General features: G+C 65.2%; 24 protein-coding genes. 15 read left to right on the top strand and 9 right to left on the bottom strand.

Annotated elements, in window-relative coordinates; all coding sequences use genetic code 11:
* Positions 1-98 precede the first annotated feature (98 nt).
* From ABIA45_RS10565 to ABIA45_RS10530, 8 genes are all read left to right on the top strand, one after another.
* Positions 99-1049 carry a DUF2778 domain-containing protein gene (locus ABIA45_RS10565; protein ID WP_157287478.1) on the top strand — a complete coding sequence of 317 codons (951 nt, stop codon included), beginning with the start codon at positions 99-101 and terminating at the stop codon, positions 1047-1049.
* Between the two features lie 66 nt (positions 1050-1115).
* Positions 1116-1373 carry a hypothetical protein gene (locus ABIA45_RS10560; RefSeq protein ID WP_024338019.1) on the top strand — a complete coding sequence of 86 codons (258 nt, stop codon included), beginning with the start codon at positions 1116-1118 and terminating at the stop codon, positions 1371-1373.
* Positions 1374-1468: 95 nt separating this feature from the next.
* Positions 1469-1969, top strand: coding sequence for an SMI1/KNR4 family protein (locus tag ABIA45_RS10555; RefSeq protein WP_271546839.1), 501 nt, complete (start codon positions 1469-1471; stop codon positions 1967-1969).
* Positions 1970-2154: 185 nt separating this feature from the next.
* On the top strand, positions 2155-3246 hold the full coding sequence (locus tag ABIA45_RS10550; protein ID WP_157287464.1) for a TRAP transporter substrate-binding protein: 1092 nt from the start codon (positions 2155-2157) through the stop codon (positions 3244-3246).
* A 258-nt stretch (positions 3247-3504) separates the two neighbouring features.
* Positions 3505-4203 (top strand): septum site-determining protein MinC, encoded by a 699-nt coding sequence (gene minC / locus ABIA45_RS10545; protein ID WP_275499248.1) that lies wholly within the window; start codon positions 3505-3507, stop codon positions 4201-4203.
* Between the two features lie 21 nt (positions 4204-4224).
* A complete protein-coding gene (gene minD, locus ABIA45_RS10540) occupies positions 4225-5040 on the top strand; it encodes a septum site-determining protein MinD (RefSeq protein ID WP_036022837.1) in 816 nt (271 codons plus the stop codon).
* Positions 5037-5318 carry a cell division topological specificity factor MinE gene (minE, locus tag ABIA45_RS10535; protein WP_157287460.1) on the top strand — a complete coding sequence of 94 codons (282 nt, stop codon included), beginning with the start codon at positions 5037-5039 and terminating at the stop codon, positions 5316-5318. Before minD ends, minE begins: the two co-directional genes overlap by 4 nt.
* Before the next feature lie 183 nt (positions 5319-5501).
* Positions 5502-5687: a hypothetical protein gene (locus ABIA45_RS10530; protein WP_271546830.1), complete on the top strand. Its 186-nt coding sequence runs from the start codon at positions 5502-5504 to the stop codon at positions 5685-5687.
* An 18-nt stretch (positions 5688-5705) separates the two neighbouring features.
* On the opposite strand, the gene ABIA45_RS10525 is transcribed toward ABIA45_RS10530, so the two are convergent.
* Both ABIA45_RS10525 and ABIA45_RS10520 read right to left on the bottom strand, forming a co-directional pair.
* Positions 5706-5954 (bottom strand): hypothetical protein, encoded by a 249-nt coding sequence (locus ABIA45_RS10525; RefSeq protein ID WP_404541438.1) that lies wholly within the window; start codon positions 5952-5954, stop codon positions 5706-5708.
* Positions 5955-6067: 113 nt separating this feature from the next.
* Positions 6068-6460: a hypothetical protein gene (locus ABIA45_RS10520; RefSeq protein WP_271546826.1), complete on the bottom strand. Its 393-nt coding sequence runs from the start codon at positions 6458-6460 to the stop codon at positions 6068-6070.
* Positions 6461-6587: 127 nt separating this feature from the next.
* Here ABIA45_RS10520 and ABIA45_RS10515 point away from each other — a divergent pair, with 127 nt between their 5' ends.
* Positions 6588-7370: an SDR family NAD(P)-dependent oxidoreductase gene (locus ABIA45_RS10515; RefSeq protein WP_271546824.1), complete on the top strand. Its 783-nt coding sequence runs from the start codon at positions 6588-6590 to the stop codon at positions 7368-7370.
* Position 7371: 1 nt separating this feature from the next.
* Here the strand turns inward: ABIA45_RS10515 and ABIA45_RS10510 are convergent, their stop codons facing one another.
* A complete protein-coding gene (locus ABIA45_RS10510) occupies positions 7372-7602 on the bottom strand; it encodes a DUF6894 family protein (RefSeq protein ID WP_025035960.1) in 231 nt (76 codons plus the stop codon).
* A 351-nt stretch (positions 7603-7953) separates the two neighbouring features.
* Positions 7954-9024, bottom strand: coding sequence for a hypothetical protein (locus tag ABIA45_RS10505; protein WP_404651958.1), 1071 nt, complete (start codon positions 9022-9024; stop codon positions 7954-7956).
* Between the two features lie 344 nt (positions 9025-9368).
* Between ABIA45_RS10505 and ABIA45_RS10500 the strand changes: the two genes are divergently transcribed.
* Positions 9369-9965 (top strand): L,D-transpeptidase, encoded by a 597-nt coding sequence (locus ABIA45_RS10500; RefSeq protein ID WP_404651956.1) that lies wholly within the window; start codon positions 9369-9371, stop codon positions 9963-9965.
* Positions 9966-10007: 42 nt separating this feature from the next.
* Here the strand turns inward: ABIA45_RS10500 and ABIA45_RS10495 are convergent, their stop codons facing one another.
* Positions 10008-10439, bottom strand: a complete 432-nt coding sequence (locus tag ABIA45_RS10495; RefSeq protein ID WP_404651954.1) for a hypothetical protein — start codon at positions 10437-10439, stop codon at positions 10008-10010.
* 119 nt (positions 10440-10558) lie between these two features.
* Positions 10559-11023: a MarR family winged helix-turn-helix transcriptional regulator gene (locus ABIA45_RS10490; RefSeq protein ID WP_271546818.1), complete on the bottom strand. Its 465-nt coding sequence runs from the start codon at positions 11021-11023 to the stop codon at positions 10559-10561.
* Between the two features lie 102 nt (positions 11024-11125).
* Here ABIA45_RS10490 and ABIA45_RS10485 point away from each other — a divergent pair, with 102 nt between their 5' ends.
* From ABIA45_RS10485 to ABIA45_RS10475, 3 genes are all read left to right on the top strand, one after another.
* Positions 11126-13048, top strand: a complete 1923-nt coding sequence (locus ABIA45_RS10485) for an FAD-binding monooxygenase (RefSeq protein ID WP_404651952.1) — start codon at positions 11126-11128, stop codon at positions 13046-13048.
* Between the two features lie 226 nt (positions 13049-13274).
* Positions 13275-13556 (top strand): hypothetical protein, encoded by a 282-nt coding sequence (locus ABIA45_RS10480; protein WP_036000293.1) that lies wholly within the window; start codon positions 13275-13277, stop codon positions 13554-13556.
* Positions 13557-13684: 128 nt separating this feature from the next.
* Positions 13685-13891, top strand: a complete 207-nt coding sequence (locus ABIA45_RS10475; protein ID WP_036000235.1) for a hypothetical protein — start codon at positions 13685-13687, stop codon at positions 13889-13891.
* 43 nt (positions 13892-13934) lie between these two features.
* Here the strand turns inward: ABIA45_RS10475 and ABIA45_RS10470 are convergent, their stop codons facing one another.
* Positions 13935-14279 carry a multidrug efflux SMR transporter gene (locus tag ABIA45_RS10470; RefSeq protein WP_157287445.1) on the bottom strand — a complete coding sequence of 115 codons (345 nt, stop codon included), beginning with the start codon at positions 14277-14279 and terminating at the stop codon, positions 13935-13937.
* 167 nt (positions 14280-14446) lie between these two features.
* Positions 14447-15112, bottom strand: coding sequence for an O-methyltransferase (locus ABIA45_RS10465; RefSeq protein ID WP_157287444.1), 666 nt, complete (start codon positions 15110-15112; stop codon positions 14447-14449).
* A gap of 98 nt (positions 15113-15210) precedes the next feature.
* Between ABIA45_RS10465 and ABIA45_RS10460 the strand changes: the two genes are divergently transcribed.
* Both ABIA45_RS10460 and pdxY read left to right on the top strand, forming a co-directional pair.
* Positions 15211-15843 (top strand): TetR family transcriptional regulator, encoded by a 633-nt coding sequence (locus ABIA45_RS10460; RefSeq protein WP_157287443.1) that lies wholly within the window; start codon positions 15211-15213, stop codon positions 15841-15843.
* Between the two features lie 56 nt (positions 15844-15899).
* Complete coding sequence (pdxY, locus tag ABIA45_RS10455) at positions 15900-16715, top strand: pyridoxal kinase (RefSeq protein ID WP_157287442.1); 816 nt, start codon at positions 15900-15902, stop codon at positions 16713-16715.
* Positions 16716-16719: 4 nt separating this feature from the next.
* On the opposite strand, the gene ABIA45_RS10450 is transcribed toward pdxY, so the two are convergent.
* Entirely contained in the window at positions 16720-18015 is a 1296-nt protein-coding gene (locus tag ABIA45_RS10450) for a hypothetical protein (protein ID WP_404651949.1), read from the bottom strand.
* Between the last annotated feature and the right edge of the window lie 77 nt (positions 18016-18092).

Genomic DNA, 18092 nt, shown 5'->3' with positions numbered 1-18092 from the left:
AAGCCCCCGGGGGTCGATTTGGGGATCTGATGGTTTCCGACGCAGCACACGCCGAGAGGCTGTTGTCGCGCCGCCGTGTCGGGCGGGCTGAAACGATTCTGCTGTCCGTGGCCGCGATGGCGCTGGCGCTCGGCGCCGCCGCGTGGGTCGCCGATATCAGCGATTCGACCCCGCTGGTCTCCGCGGCGTTGCCGCCGGCCAATGCCCCCTCATTCGAGGACCGTTTCGCCTCGGCCTCGGCCGGCCCGTCGCCGCGCGAGCTTGGTTTGCGGGTGCTGGAGCGCTCCGCGGTGAATGCGGCCCAGCTCAAGCTGCGGGATGCCAAGGCGATGCTGGCCCAGAAGCTCCAAGGCGACGACTGGCGCTCGATCCTGACCGAGGACGACCGGTACATGACCGAGGAGGCGAGGCGCTCGCAGCGCGCCGACGCCATCCCCATGCCGCGCGCGCGTCCGGTCCAGGCGGACTTCTCCGCTCAGATCGCCTCCAGCCAGGCCTATGCGGACACCAATCTCAGGGTCGACAACCGCAATTTCTTCGAAAAATTCACCGACAAGATCAAGCTGGCCTCGCTGACGCCCGGCGACGGCCTGCTCGGCAGGGGGCCGGACCTCGCCGCTCTCGGCTACGATTCGCGCACCGCGGTCTACGACATCTCGGCCAAGGCGGTTTACCTGCCGAGCGGCGTGGCGCTGGAAGCCCATTCCGGCCTGGGCGCGCTGATGGACAATCCTGACCATGTCGATCGGCGGATGGTCGGCGCGACGCCGCCGGCGATCTACGATCTGAAGCCGCGCGAGAAGCCGTTCCACGGCGTCCGTGCGCTGCGCATGACCCCGGTCGAAGGCACCAGCGCGCTCGGCCGCGTCGGGCTGCTCACGCACAATTACCTGCTCGGGCCGCGCGGCGATTCCAACGGCTGCGTCTCGATCAAGGACTATGATCGGTTCATCAAGGCCTACGACAATGGCGAGTTCAACCGCCTCGTCGTGGTGCCGAGCCTGCGCGGAGCGACGACCGCCTCGCAGCGCGCGAGCACCGATTCCTGATATTCGCCTGCGACGGCGGGGCTGCCGTTTCCCCTTCTTTAAGCCGTCCTCGTCCAGAAGCAGCCCATGAGTGATCCATCCAGTTCCGAGACCCCGCTGCGTACGACGTTCAAGATCAAGCTGAACGGCGACACGTTGGCGATCGCGACCGTCGGCCAGGCCTATCAATTCCTGACCAACTTCAAGTCGGTCGAGTGGATGGAATTTCGCTCGCTGCATGAGGACGCCGTCGCGGCCCTGGAAGGCGCCGCCGGTAACGCCATGCTGGCAGTGCAGGCAACCAACGCCGTGCGCGCGCTGTTCGTCAGCGCGAAGCTGCTCTGAGAGAATCTCTCCCTCTGGCCTGATCCGTCGTCCTCGAACCCACTGCAAGGCGGGTGCGACGAAGGCTTGCGCGTCCCGCGCCAGGGAGAGGGAATATGAAATTGGCAGAATTCATTGCAGGCATCGACGTTGGCGCGGAGCAACCAACCGAAGCCGCGCTCACCGCCTTCGAGACGTCCATCGGCTGTCGCTTGCCGGACGACTATCGCCGCTTCCTGCTGGCCTGCGCCGGCGGCTATCATCAGGGGGGCGCCGACTTCAACTGGCCGCATGGGGACTGGGCGGGTTCGGTGCAGGAGGTGCTGGGATTGCGGACCGAGGAGTGCTCGCTGGTGCAGACGCGCCAGACGCCGCAATGGCCGACCGTCGATGAGCTGCTGTGGATCATGAGCGATCACGGCGGCAACCCGATCTGCATGACGATCGACAAGGCCCATTTCGGCAAGATCTGGTTCATGGACCACGAGATGGCCGAATACGAAAAGCCCTGGACACTGGCGCAGGCGATGTCCGATCAATGGGGCTATGTCCTGCCGCTAGCACCGACGTTCAGCGATTTCATCGCCGGCCTGTACGAGGAAGCAGCGGCCGCCTGAGGCGAGGCCGGGCCGAGCGGGCGGGTCCGCCGCGACATGCTGGGTCCAGCTGGTCCACGGTATCCGGTGCAAGCCCGACCTGTCTTTTCCGTCGCTTGAACTCCGCTCCCGGAACGGGCAAACGGTTCGACAAGAAACCGTGGCCCAAGCCATCCATTCGACGCTGAGTTCAAGGGAGACCCATCATGAAACGCCGTACATTCCTCCAAGGTGGTGCGGTCGCCGGCGCGACCACGCTGGTTGCGGCCCCTGCGATCGCGCAGAGCATGCCCGAGATTAAATGGCGCCTGACGTCGAGCTTCCCGAAATCGCTCGATACCATCTTCGGCACGGCGCAGACCTTTGCGAAATACGTTGCCGAGGCCACCGACAACAAATTCCAGATCCAGACTTTTGCGGCCGGCGAGATCGTTCCCGGCCTGCAGGCGCTCGATGCGGTCAGCACGGCATCGGTCGAGATGGCGCAGACCCCGCTCTATTTCTACATCGGCAAGGAGCCGGCGCTGGCCTATGCCACCGGCGCGCCGTTCGGCATGAACCATCGCCACCAGGAATCGTGGTGGCATTTCGGCGGCGGCGCAGACCTCACCAACGAGGCGCTCAAACCGTTCAAGGCGCACGCCATCCTCTGCGGCAATTCCGGCACCCAGATGGGCGGCTGGTTCCGCAAGGAGATCAAGACCGTCGACGACCTCAAGGGTCTCAAATTCCGCATCGCAGGCATGGGCGGCCACGTGCTGGCAAAGCTCGGCGTCGTGCCGCAGCAGATCGCCGGTGGCGACGTCTATCCAGCCCTCGAGAAGGGCACGATCGATGCCGCCGAGTTCGTCGGTCCCTATGACGACGAGAAGCTCGGTTTCCAGAAAGTCGCCAAGTACTATTACTTCCCCGGCTGGTGGGAAGGCGGCGCCATGCTGCACATGATCGTCAACGACGAGAAATGGGCTTCGCTGCCCAAGCAATATCAGGCGATCGTCAACCAGGCGGGCGCGGCGGCCGGCGCCTGGATGCTGGAAAAATACGACAGCGTGAATCCGGCGGCGCTCAAGCGCCTGATCGCAGGCGGCGCGGAGCTGAAGGCGTTCCCGCAACCGGTGCTGGAGGCCTGCTACAACGCGACCCAGGAGCACCTGAACGAGCTCGCTGCCAAGAGCGACCTGTTCAAGCGGACCAAGGAGAGCCACGACGCGTATATGAAGGAGGTGCTGTTCTATACGCAGATCGCGGAGAATTTCTACGACAACTATCTGCTCAGCAAGACGCGCAGCAAGACCTGAGCGGAAGAGACGAGGGGGCGGTGTTTACGCCGCGCCCAGCTTCGTAGCCCGGATGAAGCGCAGCGCAATCCGGGAGAGTGCCGGGTGAGGCGCGAGACCCGGATTGCGCCAACGGGCGGCGCGTCGCGCCGACCGTTGGCTCCATCCAGGGTACAGGACTTTGCATCCGCTCACGTAACCGCACGGAGGCATTAACCAGCCATTAACCATATCGGCCGCATCGTTAACCATTCAATAACAGGGAACGAGTCGGCCGCCATGGAGGCTGCAGCAAAGGTCCAACGTCAGATGGTGCGCCTGCGCGGGCGCTCCTATGTGGCTTTCGTGTTCACGCCGACGGTTCCGGTGCAGGACTGGCTGCACGAGATCGACGCCACGATTGCGCGCTCGCCCGGCTTTTTCGCCGGCCGGCCGGTGGTGATCGACCTGTCCTCGGTCGATCTCAGCCAGGCCGGCATCGGCCATCTGCTCACCAGCCTGCAGGACCGCAACATCCGCGTGCTCGGCATTGAGGGTGTGGAGGAGGGAAGGCTGACGCCGATGATGCCGCCGCTGCTGTCGGGCGGACGCAGCTGCGTGGTCGAGCCGAGCGCGTCGAAGAAGGCCGAAGCGAAGGTCGAGACCAAGCCGACGTCGCTGCTGCTCGAATCCCCGGTGCGCTCGGGCCAGACCGTGATCTTCCCAGAAGGCGACGTCACCATTCTCGGCTCGGTCGGCTCGGGCGCCGAGATCGTCGCCGGCGGCTCCATCCACGTCTACGGCGCGCTGCGCGGCCGCGCTATGGCGGGCGTCAACGGTCACACCAGCGCGCGCATCTATTGCCAGAAGATCGAGGCCGAACTGCTTGCAATCGACGGGTTTTATCAAACCGCCGAGGACATCGACGAGGCCCTGCGCGGCAAGCCGGCGCAGGCCTGGCTGCAGGGGAATACCATGCGAATTACAGCACTGAACTGACCAGCAAAGGAGACATTTCAAATGAGTAAGGTACTGGTCGTGACATCAGGGAAGGGCGGGGTCGGCAAGACCACGACCACCGCCGCGCTGGGAGCGGCGCTCGCGCAGCGCGGCGACAAGGTCGTCGTCGTCGATTTCGACGTCGGCCTGCGCAACCTCGACCTCGTGATGGGCGCCGAACGCCGCGTCGTGTTCGATCTCATCAACGTGGTGCAGGGCGTCGCCAAACTCCCGCAGGCGCTGATCAAGGACAAGCGGCTGGAGAATTTGTGGCTGCTGCCGGCGTCCCAAACCCGCGACAAGGACGCGCTGACGGAGGAGGGCGTCGGCAAGGTCATCGCCGAGTTGCGCAGCCGGTTCGACTGGGTGATCTGCGACAGCCCCGCCGGCATCGAACGCGGTGCCTCCATGGCCATGCGCTTTGCCGACGAGGCCGTGATCGTCACCAATCCGGAAGTCTCCTCGGTGCGCGATTCCGACCGCATCATCGGCATGCTCGATTCCAAGACGGTGCGGGCCGAGAAGGGTGAACGCGTCGAGAAGCACATCCTGATCACCCGCTACGATCCCTCGCGCGCCGCGCGCGGCGAGATGCTGACCATCGATGACATCCTGGAGATCCTTGCCACGCCCTTGCTCGGCATCATCCCCGAGAGCCAGGACGTGTTGAAGGCCTCCAACGTCGGCACGCCTGTGACTCTGTCGAATGCCGATGGAGCGCCGGCACGAGCCTATATGGACGCCGCCAAGCGCCTCTGCGGCGAGAACGTGACGATGCACGTTCCTGCCGAGCGCAGAGGATTTATGGACCGCCTGCTGCGACGGAGGGCTGCATGAGCATGGGTCTGCTTCGACTTCTCCGCGGCAAGAAGGCCACAGCGCCGGTCGCACGCGAACGGCTGCAGATCCTGCTTGCCCATGAGCGTGGAATACGCGGCCAGCCCGATCTGCTCGGTGTGCTGCGTGAGGAAATTCTCGCTGTCGTGTCCAAGCATGTGACGCTGGACCCGACCAAGGTCATCGTCCGGCTCGAACGCGGCGACGAGGTCTCGACCCTCGAGGTCGACATCGAGGTGCCCAACGACTTCGAGCGCAAGAAGGTGGCGGTCGCGTAGAGCGCAGCTTCACGTTTTGGGGTGGGTGAAAAGGCGGTCCGCCGGGCATGGCGGGCCGCCTTTGTCTTTGCCGCTCACATCGACGTCTTGGACCTGACATCGACGGAACGCGCCCCACGCCTCGATCGTTGTGAGCGACCCCCGGCGGCGTTGCGCCGTCTTTGGTCACACGGGAGAGCGCCCATGATGTCCGAGGTCCAGGTCCATACACTTGCCCGGCAAATGCTCGAACAGCACGGCTTTGCTGCGATCGCGAAGGCCGCTGAGCAGGCCCAGGCCTGCGAGGGCCGCGGCGAAGTCGACGAGGCCAGGGAATGGCGTCACATTGTGGACGCCATGAAGATCATGCGCGGCCCGCATCACAGCTGACATTCGAACGCGCGAGTTTCAACGCTCCCCGCGATCGGCGCCTTGCTGCGGCGTGCGATTCTGTGTCTGGGGCTGCCCGCGCTCGCCGGCTTCCTTGCAGGGCAGCGGTTCCCACGAGCCGTCCGGCGCCTGCTGATAGGCACTGCAGGATGGCGAGGTGGACTTTTCCCCGCCCTTCTGGGCGTCGGAGTTTCTCGCCAATGCGGGCGCAGTCAGCACCGCGGCGGCTGCGATCGCGCCGGCGAAAACGAAATGGATACTCCGCATGAGGACCTCCTGTTCGAATCCGAAAAGAGGCCGCATGCTTTCGAGGATTGTGACGATTTTGGGCCGCGGCGGAGATTCCGTCGCGGCGTGCTTAACGCGGTGAAGCCGGCGCGCTAGCCACCCTTGCTGCGGATCAGGCCGGCGAGATTGGTCTTCTGGGCTTCGCACCAGCCGGACATGCCGAGGCGGCGCTGGTCCAGGTCGGTCGCCTTGGTCGCGATCGCGACCTCCGCCATCAGGTCATCGTCCTGCTTCTCGCCCATCTTGCCGCCGGTGTGCATCCAGGCGATCGCTTTGCGCACCTTCTCGGTGGTGCCGTCGGGTAGCTGCATCTGCTGCGCCCTCTGCACGAGGTCCTGATAGGCGAGATCGGTGTTGGGACACTCGACCTTGGCGGCGAAGGCCTGCAAGACCATCGTCACATAGGTCGATCGCGGCGGCGCATCGCCAGCGAGGGCCGGGGCGGCCAACAGCAACAGGCCCGTCATCAGAAAACCGGTTCGCATCCTTGGGACCTCCTCCATTTTCTCGAGAGGCTAGCGTCCGCCGCGCTGCTCGGCAATGGGATCGGGACACAATTGTCGCCGCTCGGCCGAGTAGGCTAACCTGCGCTCCCCAGCATCGGAGCGCGACATGAGCCTGTTCAGCACGCCGTTCGATCCCACCCGCGACACCGCGCTCGTCACCGGCGCGGGCAACGGCATCGGCCGCGCGATCGCGCTCGGCCTGGTCGGCGAGGGCATCCGTACCGTGTTCGCGGATGTCAGCGCGGAGCGGGTGCGCGCCGCGATCGGCGCGAGCGAGAGGCCAGATCTCGCCGTGCCCTGGGTCGGCAATCTTGCCAGCCTCGAGGCCTGCGATGAGCTGCTGACATCAGCACATTCCGCGCTGGGCGAGGTCACGCATTTCGTCCACAGCGCCTCGCCGCCGCGGCGCGAGGCGGATCACTTGCTCGCAGTCGATCGCAACATCTGGCAGGAGATGCATGCCGTCAATCTCGATGCCGGCTTTCACCTGGCGCGCGGGCTCGCCAAAGGTCTGATCGCGGCGAAGCGGCCGGGCTCGTTCCTGTTTCTGACCTCGCTACATGCGGGCACGCCGCGCAACCTGGCGCATTACTCGACGGCAAAGGCCGCCATGGCGATGCTGGTGAAGGAGCTGGCCAAGACGCTCGGACGCTACGACATCCGCGTCAACGCTCTAGTTCCCGGCGCGATCGCAGCCGGCGGGTTCGTCGCCGATCCCGCGCTGGCGCGGCACATTCCGCTCGGACGCCTCGGTGAGGCCGGGGATCTCGCACCGATGGCGCTCACGGTGCTGTCGAACAAGCTGTCCGCTTACGTCACCGGCGCGGCCTTCGTCGTCGACGGCGGATTGTCGCTGACGAACTGGTTCGAAGCACCAGTGCTGGATTAGCCTAGCGCTGCCAGGCCGGCACCGGATCGAGCGGCGTGCGATAGAGCTCGTTGTGATCGCGATCGGTGACGCGCACCGCGCAACCCTTCTGCTGCAGCTCCGGCTTCACCTGCGACAGCTCGCAGGCCAATTGATCAGCGCGATCGGAGGCAACCTCGATGTCCTCGAGGATGATTCCACCCTGGTTCTTGAACTCTTCACCAACCACGAGATCGAAATAATAGTAGGGCATCCGAATTCCCCGGTGTGACGATCTGAGCTTCAGTGCAAGTCTCAACACATGTCGGATGGTACCACTGAGTCGACCTCTATCGAATGAACAGAGCGCGCAATCTCTGGGCTTATGGCGCAGAAATGATGTGCAGCGTGCGGGCTCGTTAAGAATTTATTAAATATGCCTGCGCGATCATTAAGGCATGGAATTGCAGCAGAACCGGGCTCCGGGAACCGGCAGCTGCAAGAGAAGGCCGCCGGCATAGATCCCGACGGCCTTTTCTCTTGAGCGAGACGTCGCTCACCGTAATCGCCCGGAGTTAACGCTTCACATCGACTCGGACAGCGTGCGCGGGACGTCGGCGTTATTCTAACGCAGCGGCATCGGCGGACGAACGATAGGTCCGTCGTCATCGGCAACGGCTTGCGTCGTCGTGGTCGGCGCAGCCGGCGGCGCGGCGGCGGCCTGCGTTGACGGCGGCGGAGGTGCGAGCGGTGCGGGCGAAGAAGCCGGCATGTAGGTCCGCGTTACAGGCGGCTTGGGCTTGCGAACCGGCGGCGCCGCGGGCTGCGACGGGACCGCGGCTGCGCGTGCGCGCGGATCAACCGGCGGCCGCGCTTCGGTGACCGGCTTCGCTGCGGGTGGCCTCGCCATCTCGCGCGCCATCTGCTCCTGTCCGGCCTTCAACTCGGCGATGTTGGCCTTGAGCTGCTCGATCTGCTGCGCCATGGCGGCGAGATCGCGTGTCATCGATTGCACCGACTGCGCCGCGTCGACGGGCTGTGGTGCCGCGGGCGCAGCCGCAGCAAGCTGAGCTGCGGGCGGCGCAGCAGCTTGATCCACCGTTTGGTTGGGCGCGGCTTCCGCTGCGGTCGGCGCAGCCTGGGCGGCGGCGACCGGCGCGCTTTGCTGCGGTGTCGCAGACAGCAACGAGGTCGTCGGCAGCAGCGAGGTCAGCGCCGGGGTCCATTCGGCCAGCAACTGCTTTGCTGTGTCGCCGTGCTTCTCCCAGGCGATGCTGGCGGCCACGCTGGCGCCGGCGAGCAGGAACGTGACGAACGCCCCGCGCAGCCACTTGCCGACGGAGGACCGCTTCTTCATCACGGGACCATCGCTGGACGTGACGCGGACAGCGGTGTCGATCGACGGTGCCGCAGTGGATTTTCCGTAGACGACGTTGATGCTGGGCTCGGGCGCGCGCGCCGGCTCCAGAGTGAACTTCGGCGCGACCTTGGGCTGCGGGGCAAACTTGGGTTCCGGGGCAAACCTGGGCTCCGGACGCGGCGCGATCTCCGGCGCCAGCTCAGGCGACACGCTGGCGGGGCGCGAGGCCCGCACGATCTCGGGCGAGATCTGGACCGCGTCGTGAGGATCGTTGTCCTTGACCGTGTCTTTCACGATCTCATCGACGATTTGCTTGGCGTTCAGCGTCGCGAGCATCGCAGCTCCTTTGAAGCCCAGTGTTCGAGGTTAAGGCATCCGCATTGGCGCGGGGCTGATCCGAGGTGAGCCCATCCCCGGTCCCCATGCCGCACGAGTCCAGCCGGGTTTGACCAAAGCAAGGCGAGGGGATGGAGATGATGCGACACTCTTCCGCCCTTTGTGGTGGATGGAACCCGATTTGCCGAACACGCGCATGTGTTCCTCCACCGCCTTGTTTTCAGCACGATTTTGGCAATATCTGGCGACGCTGGGAGCGTTGTTATTCCGCTATCGGGGGGCCGGCGGTGCCAAGATCTCTACTCGTTTTGTTCGTCGCAGCCCTGCTGCCGCTGGGTGGCTGCATGCAGACGACACTTTCGCCATCGACGGATGCGAGCATGACGCCGCGCGACCGTCAGTTGCTCGCGCACGCGCCTTACGCCAAGGCGAACGTGCCAGAGCAATATCTGCGTCACATCGTCGATTACCACCGCAAGGAGCAGCCGGGCACGATCCTGGTCGATACCGACGCGCGCTACCTCTATTACGTGCTGCCCGAGGGCAAGGCGATCCGCTACGGCGTTGCGGTCGGCGAGGAAGCCATGGCGTTCTCCGGCGTGGCGCGAGTCGGCCGTTTGGCGGAATGGCCGGACTGGGTCCCGACCGCGGATATTCAGGCGCGACTCGGTCCCTATCCCGCGCGCGTTCCCGGCGGTCCCGCCAATCCGCTGGGCGCGCGGGGCATCTATCTCTATGTCGGCAACAAGGACACGCTCTATCGCATCCACGGCACCAACCAGCCCGAATATATCGGGCAGGCGATCTCGTCCGGCTGCATCCGGATGCGCAATGAGGACGTCATCGATCTCTACGACCGGGTGAAACTCAATTCGATGGTCGTGGTGTTGCCGCCGGGGCAGGGCGCGCAGGCCGCGGCGGGCGGGCGCTGGCGCGGCTGAGGTCTGCGCCGGTCAGTTCGAGTTTTGGTGCGTTGTCACGCTCTAGTTCTCAGGCCGGGCGACCCGCCATTGCAGCGTCGTGGCATTGCCGTTGACGTCGCCCGGTGCTTTGTCGGCGGGCGACGTGTAGAGCGGGCGATAACGGTAGGCCCACATCTTGCTGCCGTCGTTGCGGCTGATCACGGTGAAGTCGCCGACGGCCCTGGCGTCGGCCGTTGCGGCGAGCGGCACCCAGCTCTCGATGCATTTGCCGTTGCAGTTCGACGTCTTTCCCGTGGTGTCGCGCTCATAATAGTAGAGCGTCATGCCGTTGAGATCGACGAGCTTGGGGCCCTGTTTGGTCAGGATCACCTTCGCGGGAGCCGTTGGCGCCTCGACCTTCGGCGGAGGAGGGTCGCCGCCGCCATGGCCCCCTGCGACCGCCTGAACGGTCGAGAGTGCGACGGCCGCGGCCGCAACCAGGAACCTGAACATCCGAAAACTCCGCCCCGCAAAGTTAATCGCGCGTTAAGCGCCCCAATGCGGCCGACGTTAGCAGCCGAAGGTTAGTTCCTGGTTTCGTGCGCTGCGACAATTACGGACATGGTCCGCGATCAGAGCTGCGTATCGCGCAGCGGCGCGCGGCTGAGCTCGTTGCCGGCGGCGATCGCCTTGCGCAGCAGCCGCATCAGCTCCTCACCCTCTTTCGCGCTGAGGCCGCGCAGCATGATGCGCTGCGCGGATTCGACGGCCGGGGTGATCTTGCGCAGCGTGCGGCGGCCCTCGTCGGTGATTTCGAGCTCACGCGCGCGGCGGTCGCGGCTGGAGGGGCGCCGCTCCGCGAGGCCCTTCTGGACGAGGCGATCGATCACGCCGGTGATGGTGGTGCGATCGTAGGCGATCAATCCGGCGAGCGTCACCTGATCGAGCCCTGGATTGGCCTTGATGGTCGCAAGCGCCGCGTATTGCACCGGCGTGAGATCGAAGCCGGCATCCCCGACCTCGGCCAGGAACACCGCGACCGAGATCTGCTGGAAGCGGCGTGCCAGATGTCCGGGCATGTCGTTGTTGTCTTTCACCGAAATCTCCTCCGGGGCAGAGCGGTGCGGATCATTTGACAAGTATACTGATAGTCAGCATACTGAGCAATAACCAAACAGAATTTGGCGGGAGAGGTGCTCATGCAGTTCCATCTCAATGGATTTCAGCCGGGCGACCCTGAAATCGCCGATCCTGCCGCGCGCGTTCAGGCATCGGGAGCGGCGGGCGCCGTGCCTGGCGAGGTCGATGTCCTCATCGTCGGCTGCGGGCCGGCCGGCCTGACGCTCGCCGCCCAGCTCGCGCAATTCCCCGACATCAGGACCTGCATCGTCGAGCAGAAGCCGGACCGCCTGCTGGTCGGTCAGGCCGACGGCATCGCCTGCCGCACCATGGAGATGTTCCACGCCTATGGCTTCAGCGAGCGTGTGCTGAAGGAGGCCTGTTGGGTCAACGAGACCACGTTCTGGAAGCCGGATGAAGCGGCGCCGGAGAAGATCGTCCGCAGTGGCCGGGTGCAGGACGTCGAGGACGGGCTGTCGGAATTCCCGCACCTCATCCTGAACCAGGCGCGCGTCCATGATTGCTTTCTCGACGTCATGCGCAAGTCGCCGGCGAAGCTTGCGCCGTATTACAGCCGACGCGTGCTTGATGTGAATGTCGATCCGGCCGCCGGTGCCGACGATCCTGCCGTGACCGTGCGCCTCGAACGCGTCGATGCCGCGAACGAGGGCAAGGTCGAGACGATCAAGGCCCGCTACGTCGTCGGCTGCGACGGCGCCCGCAGCACGGTGCGCAAGTCGATCGGGCGCGAGCTGCACGGTGATTCCGCCAACCACGCCTGGGGCGTGATGGACGTGCTGGCCGTGACCGATTTTCCGGACATCCGCTTCAAGTCGCTGATCCAGTCGGCCAAGGACGGCAGCCTGCTGATCATTCCGCGCGAAGGCGGCTACATGGTCCGCATCTATGTCGAGCTCGCCAAGCTCGATGTCGGCGAACGCGTCGCCAATCGCAACATCACCGCCGATGACGTGATTGCGAAAGCGCAGCGGGTCCTGAAGCCGCATCGGCTTGAGGTGAAGGAGATCGCCTGGTGGTCGGTCTACGAGATCGGCCAGCGCCTCACCGACAAGTTCGACGACGTGCCGGAGGGCGAGATCGAGACGCGCCTGCCGCGCATCTTCATCGCCGGCGATGCCTGCCACACCCACAGCCCGAAGGCCGGGCAGGGCATGAACGTTTCGATGCAGGATGCCTTCAATCTCGGCTGGAAGCTCGCCGCCGTGCTGCGGAGGCAATGTGCGCAAAGCCTGTTGCATTCCTATTCGGCCGAGCGCCGGGCAGTCGCGAAGGAACTGATCGATTTCGATCGCGAATGGGCTGATATCCTCGCCTCCGCCGCCAAGGCCGGCGGCGCCGATGCCGCCAAAACGCAGGACTATTTCGTCCGGCACGGACGTTTTACCGCGGGCACGGCAACGCATTACAAGCCGTCGATGCTCACCGGCGCGGCCACGCATCAGCACCTTGCGCAGGGCTTCATTATCGGCACGCGCTTCCATTCCGCGCCGGTGATCCGGCTGGCGGACGCCAAGCCGGTGCATCTCGGCCATGCCGCACGGGCTGATGGCCGCTTCCGCATCTACGCGTTCTCGCCCGCTGAGAACCCCGCAGCATCGGGCTCGGCCATTCGTGCCTTGTGCAATTTCCTCGCGGAGTCCCGGAAGTCACCTATCCGTCGATATACGCCTGTTGGAGCTGACATCGACAGCGTGATCGATCTGCGCGCGGTGTTTCAGCAGGACCATCGCGAGCTCGCCATCGAGGCAATGCCGCCGATGTTGCTCCCGAGCAAAGGCCGTTACGGCTTGTACGACTACGAGAAGATGTTCTGCCCCGATCTCAAGAGCGGCCAGGACGTCTTCACGATGCGCGGCATCGATCGGGCGGCCGGCTGCATGGTCGTGGTGCGGCCCGACCAGTATGTCGCGACCGTGCTGCCGCTCGACGATTTTGCCGGGCTCGCATCGTTCTTCGATGCCTTCATGCTGCCGGCGAGCTGACGCCGAAAGCGCCGCGTGGGCCGTGCCGCCCGCGATGCCGCATGCGGCGCAGCCGAGCTAGCACTGGCTGCAACGAAAGCCCGGCCCTCGTGCCGGGCTTACCGCTTGCCGGTTCCGTGCGCGTACAATTTAAGAAAGTTCTTCGCGGGCAGATTTCATCGATCGTAATATGTCTATCCAAAGCTGTAAGCATCCACTCGGGGCAGCGGGGCACCGGAGGATGACGATGAGACAGAACCAAGCGGAGACGCGCCGTCAGCAAAATGTCGCGAAGCGGTCGATGACCAAGGAGGCCAAGCAGCTGGCCGGCCTGATTGCCGGACTGCGCGAATCCCTCGAGGAGATCCACAAGGAGCGGGCGGGCACCAAGCTGTCGGGCGCAGAAATGGGACTACTCGATGAGCGTCGCAACAATCTGCTGCTCACCATCGCAGCCCTCAATGACCGTCTTTCGGCGGTGCAGGGCCTCATCAATCTCGGCCGCCCGCACATTATCCGCGTGCACTAGCGCCGATCCGAGGCAACGAGATCGCTCTGTTGCGACGGCACGGGGCCGGCCACAGGCCTCGTGGATGGCACGAAATTGCCACGCTCCCGGCGAATTGCCGCCAAAGCCCGCTGCCACGAGAAGGCCGGGTGCAGGGCGACGCAAGGGGATGCGAATTGGCCTACAAGATGGTCGCAGAACGCGACAACGAAAAGTACAGTTTCGCCCGCGAGAGCCGATTGCTCATCGTAGCGAAGGCGAAAGTGTGGGCGAGCGAGGGGTGGCGGGTGGTCGTCACCGACCAGGATGGCAAGGCCTACGCGCCGTCCGAGCTCGATCAGCTGTCCGCAGCGTGATGGTGGAGCGCGGCCTGGACCTTCAGAGCCGGTGCCGCGCGCATCAACGCACGGTGGTCTCCGAGAACAGGTTGATGATCACCACCCCTGATACGATCAACGCGATGCCGACGAAGGCTGCGGCGTCCAGGATCTGACGGAACAGCACGAAGGAGACGGTGGCGGTCAGGATGATGCCGACCCCGCCCCAGATCGCATAGGCGATGCTCAACGGAATCACCCGGATCGCCACCGAGAGCGCGTAGAACGAGGCGACGTAGAACAGCACCATCGCCAGCGTCGGCCAGGGACGGGTGAACTGCGCGGACTGCTGCAGGAACGCCGACGCGGTGACCTCGAACACGATGGCGAGGGCGAGAGCCGCATAGGCGTTGAAGGCGGAGGTCATGAGCCTCTCGGCGTGAGGAAGATACCGCGCGGGTCGCGAATATCACGTGCGAATGACGAACCTGCGACATTGCCGACGGTGTCCGGTGACTTCCGCTCCAGTCGACGCGAAGCCGCCGCGCGACGGGCGTGCGGCGGCTCGAGATGTCCCGATCCTTCGATGCGATCTTAATTGATCCGGACCGAGAGTTCGACATCTTCGGCAAAGGGCGTGGACATGTAGCCGCTGCCGGGTGCGCGCACCCGCGCCAGATAGTCAGGGCTATCGTCGGCGTTGTCAGCGACGATAATCGCCCCCGGCCGGAGACGGCCTTCGACCAGATCGAGGATCCCGGGGTAGAGCGCCTTGGCACCGTCGAGCAACACTAGATCGATCGTTTCGGGCAGATCGGTGCTGAGCGTCTTCAGCGCGTCGCCTTCGCGGATGTCGACGAGATCGATCAAGCCGCCGGCCGAGAGGTTGTCTCTCGCCCGGGCTACCTTGGACGGTTCGAACTCGCTGGTGATGAGGCGCCCCCCACCGTTGTCGCGCAGGCCCGCGGCAAGGTGCAGTGTCGAGATGCCGAACGAGGTGCCGAACTCGACGATGGACCGGGCGTGGGAGCTGCGCGCCAGCATGTAGAGCAGCGCTCCGGTCGCGCGCGAGACCGCGAGCGGTGCGTCCTTCAGGCGTCCATAGAGATCGCGATATTCGGTCATGCTCCGCATCATCCGCTCCCGCTCTGCGTCGGACAGGTCTGCGACTGCGGCTTCCGTTGCTTCGCTTGCTGCCTCGGCTTCGCTGAACAGGCGATCCAGTAGCGGCGCAAGCGAAGCGATGGTCGGGGTGGTCATTCGAAGTCTCCAGAGTTGGCGAAAGAAGCGCGTGCTTGCGCGTCGTTTGAAATACGACTAATTCGTCGCATTTCCTATTCGCATTGCCGGAGCGAGCCATGGCCGACCGTCGAAGCCGTTCAATTTCCTCGCGAAAACAGCCGCAACAAGCCCGCTCGACGGAGCTGGTGGCGGCCATTCTGGATGCGGCTGTTCAGGTTTTGGCGAAGGAGGGCGCGCAACGTTTCACCACGGCGCGGGTGGCTGAGCGGGCCGGGGTGAGCGTCGGGTCGCTCTATCAATATTTTCCAAACAAGGCCGCAATCCTGTTTCGTCTCCAGAGCGACGAGTGGCGGCATACGAGCGAGCTGCTGCGCGATATCCTCGCCGATCGCGCCAAGCCGCCACCGGCGCGGTTGCGCGCGCTGGTCCATGCCTTCATCCGCTCCGAGTGCGAGGAGGCTGCGATCCGCACGGCCCTCAACGACGCCGCGCCACTCTATCGTGACGCACCCGAAGCGCGCGAGGTCCGGGCGGCCAGCAAGGGCATCGTCGATGCCTTCATGCGCGAGGCGCTGCCCAAAACTTCCAATGCGACGCGGGGTCTCGCCGGCGAGCTGATCACGACCACGCTCAGCGAGGTCGGCAAGCGATTTTCGGAGACGCCGCGCAGTCATGCCGAGATTGCGCATCATGCCGACGGGCTTGCCGACATGTTCTGCGCCTATCTCGGGGAATTGGGCCGACGCTGAAGCGAGATCCGGGCGACACTTGCATCGCTCCACGTTTGTCCGTACGGACCTCTTTCATGCTCGTCATCTCCATCCAGAGCCAGGTGGTCCACGGCCATGTCGGCAACAGCGCGGCCGCCTATGCCATGCAGGCGGAGGGCGTGAACGTCGCTGCGGTGCCGACGACGCTGCTGTCCAACCATCCGCGCTATCCGAGCCTGCGCGGGCGGGTGCTGGAGACCGAGCTCGTCGCCGATCTCCTCAAGGGCGTGGAGGAGCGCGGCCTGGTCGACGAGGCCGCGGTGCTCGTTACCGGCTATCTCGGCTCGCCCGGCAATGCCGCCGTGATCGCCGACTTCGTCGAACGGGCGCGCACGCGGAATGGAAAGCTCGTCTATCTCTGCGATCCCGTGATCGGTGACGACGGCCGCGTCTATGTCGCGGACGGCATCCTGGACGTGCTCCGCCACCGGCTGCTCCCGGCGGCGAACCTGACGACGCCGAACCAGTTCGAACTCGAGCTGCTCTCTGGCGCCGCAATTGCCGACGCCGAGAGCCTCAGCGCGGCCTGCGCGGTGCTGGCTGGGGCAGGCACCGACGTCGTCGCCACCGGCTGCACCCTCGCTGACACGGCGGCGGGGCAGGTGGAGACGATCCTGTGCACTGATTGGCGATTGTCGCGCTTTGCGACGCCGCGCCTGCCGATCCGTCCCTACGGCACCGGCGATCTCCTTACCGGGCTGATCGCGGCGCATCTGGCCAAGGGCGAAGCAATGGAGTTAGCGGTAGGGCGCGCGGTCGACACGGTCTTTGCCGTGCTGGTACGCACGCAGGACGCCGGCTCGGCCGAGATGCGGCTGGTGCCGCTGCCGACGGCAGAGCGCAAGCCGTAAACCGTCAGGTCGCGCGCTTGCCGGCCGATTGCGCCGACTTCTGCGGCTTGGCCGCCGAGCCCTTGTGCTCGCGCGCGACGTCAGCCTTCGGCGGCTTGGCGCTCGCGAGGCCTTGTGTCTTCTTCGGCTTGGCGCCGGCAACGCGGTCGGAGGTGCCGCGCTTCGAGATATATTCCTGGCCGTCGATCGGGCCGACATGGGGCGGATCGCGGCCGAGATAGGGGCGGCCGATGCCGTACGCCTTGCCGTTGGCATCGACCCACTTCCACAGGATTTCGGTCGAGACCCAGCGCTGCGCCCGGTTGCTGCCTTGCGTGCTGACGATGTCGGCCGCCATGCCGTGACCGTACCCGCCGCGCGTGCTGCCGCCGTGATAGGAGCGGTTGGAGGCGGCCTTCAGGCCGCTCGCGATCGACTGGCGATAGTCGTCGCGGAACGCGCTGGTGATGCCCGGCGAGAGACCGGCCGCTTCGGCCGCGAGCATCATGCGGAACAGCTTCTGCTTGAAGCTCTTGTCCATGCCGCCGATAACGTAGTCCATCATCGACATGCCGGCGCGCTCGGCCGCATGCGGATCCTTCCAGGTGAAGTCCTGATCGACCAGCTTGGTGAAGCTGCGCATCACCGTGACGGTCTTGCCCTTGCGCTTGATGGTGACGGCGCGCCGCTCCTGCACCTTCATCGTGTCTTCCTTGGCGGTGCGCTGATAGAGCGCCCAGAGGTAGCGGTCGATGCAGGCTTCCATGACGAAGCATTCGTCGAGCACAGCGATGTTGTCGGCAGGCGGTGACGCCTTGCGCGCAGGCGCAACGGGGTCGCTCGCGCTCGCCGCGGCCGACAATGTGTCCGTCGTCACGATCTCGGTGGGATCGGCGGATGCGAGCTTGACGGGCTCGGGCGCAGGGGCGGGAGCAACCTCGCTGACGACGGGCTCAGGCAAGATCGGCGGCGCGGGCACGACTTCCGCCGGCAGAATCAGCGCAGGGTCGGCCGAGGCAAGCTTGATGGTGGAGGCGGGCTCTTCCGGCGTTGCCTCTGCCGGTGCGGCAGGGTCGGGCAGCGCAGTGACGGTGGCCGCGATGTCGGCGGCCAAGGCGACGCGGTCCTCAAGGGTCGCAGCGCGCGGCACGTCGGCGAGGTCGATGCGGCCGAGATCCTTGGCGTGCGAGATCGCAGCTACATTGGCGCCGCTATTCTCGATGAGCGCAGGCGCATAGGCGGAGAGAGACAATGCCAGCCAGCCGGCGACAACCGCCGAGGGACACGATAACGCCACCAGAAGAGACCGCCGATCGTTCATGATCCCTGCCTCCAAACGGTCTGCTCGAACAATCCTGCCCGAACAGTGATGATGCAAACAGTCTGACGAAACAGTCG

Origin of the sequence: Bradyrhizobium sp. USDA 336 (assembly GCF_044908355.1) — a bacterium.
Lineage (GTDB): Bacteria > Pseudomonadota > Alphaproteobacteria > Rhizobiales > Xanthobacteraceae > Bradyrhizobium > Bradyrhizobium yuanmingense.
This window is presented reverse-complemented; position numbering and strand designations above follow the sequence as displayed.

Coding starts and splice junctions, on each gene's coding strand:
- ABIA45_RS10520 (WP_271546826.1), bottom strand. CDS start 6,460: ATGCGAACCGGTTTTCTGATGACGGGCCTGTTGCTGTTGGCCGCCCCG.
- ABIA45_RS10465 (WP_157287444.1), bottom strand. CDS start 15,112: ATGACCACCCCGACCATCGCTTCGCTTGCGCCGCTACTGGATCGCCTG.
- ABIA45_RS10450 (WP_404651949.1), bottom strand. CDS start 18,015: ATGAACGATCGGCGGTCTCTTCTGGTGGCGTTATCGTGTCCCTCGGCG.
- ABIA45_RS10505 (WP_404651958.1), bottom strand. CDS start 9,024: ATGCTCGCGACGCTGAACGCCAAGCAAATCGTCGATGAGATCGTGAAA.
- ABIA45_RS10560 (WP_024338019.1), top strand. CDS start 1,116: ATGAGTGATCCATCCAGTTCCGAGACCCCGCTGCGTACGACGTTCAAG.
- ABIA45_RS10470 (WP_157287445.1), bottom strand. CDS start 14,279: ATGACCTCCGCCTTCAACGCCTATGCGGCTCTCGCCCTCGCCATCGTG.
- ABIA45_RS10495 (WP_404651954.1), bottom strand. CDS start 10,439: ATGTTCAGGTTCCTGGTTGCGGCCGCGGCCGTCGCACTCTCGACCGTT.
- ABIA45_RS10510 (WP_025035960.1), bottom strand. CDS start 7,602: ATGCCCTACTATTATTTCGATCTCGTGGTTGGTGAAGAGTTCAAGAAC.
- ABIA45_RS10485 (WP_404651952.1), top strand. CDS start 11,126: ATGCAGTTCCATCTCAATGGATTTCAGCCGGGCGACCCTGAAATCGCC.
- ABIA45_RS10500 (WP_404651956.1), top strand. CDS start 9,369: ATGCAGACGACACTTTCGCCATCGACGGATGCGAGCATGACGCCGCGC.
- ABIA45_RS10525 (WP_404541438.1), bottom strand. CDS start 5,954: ATGCGGAGTATCCATTTCGTTTTCGCCGGCGCGATCGCAGCCGCCGCG.
- minC (WP_275499248.1), top strand. CDS start 3,505: ATGGAGGCTGCAGCAAAGGTCCAACGTCAGATGGTGCGCCTGCGCGGG.
- minD (WP_036022837.1), top strand. CDS start 4,225: ATGAGTAAGGTACTGGTCGTGACATCAGGGAAGGGCGGGGTCGGCAAG.
- minE (WP_157287460.1), top strand. CDS start 5,037: ATGAGCATGGGTCTGCTTCGACTTCTCCGCGGCAAGAAGGCCACAGCG.
- ABIA45_RS10460 (WP_157287443.1), top strand. CDS start 15,211: ATGGCCGACCGTCGAAGCCGTTCAATTTCCTCGCGAAAACAGCCGCAA.
- ABIA45_RS10530 (WP_271546830.1), top strand. CDS start 5,502: ATGATGTCCGAGGTCCAGGTCCATACACTTGCCCGGCAAATGCTCGAA.
- ABIA45_RS10550 (WP_157287464.1), top strand. CDS start 2,155: ATGAAACGCCGTACATTCCTCCAAGGTGGTGCGGTCGCCGGCGCGACC.
- ABIA45_RS10480 (WP_036000293.1), top strand. CDS start 13,275: ATGAGACAGAACCAAGCGGAGACGCGCCGTCAGCAAAATGTCGCGAAG.
- ABIA45_RS10515 (WP_271546824.1), top strand. CDS start 6,588: ATGAGCCTGTTCAGCACGCCGTTCGATCCCACCCGCGACACCGCGCTC.
- ABIA45_RS10555 (WP_271546839.1), top strand. CDS start 1,469: ATGAAATTGGCAGAATTCATTGCAGGCATCGACGTTGGCGCGGAGCAA.
- pdxY (WP_157287442.1), top strand. CDS start 15,900: ATGCTCGTCATCTCCATCCAGAGCCAGGTGGTCCACGGCCATGTCGGC.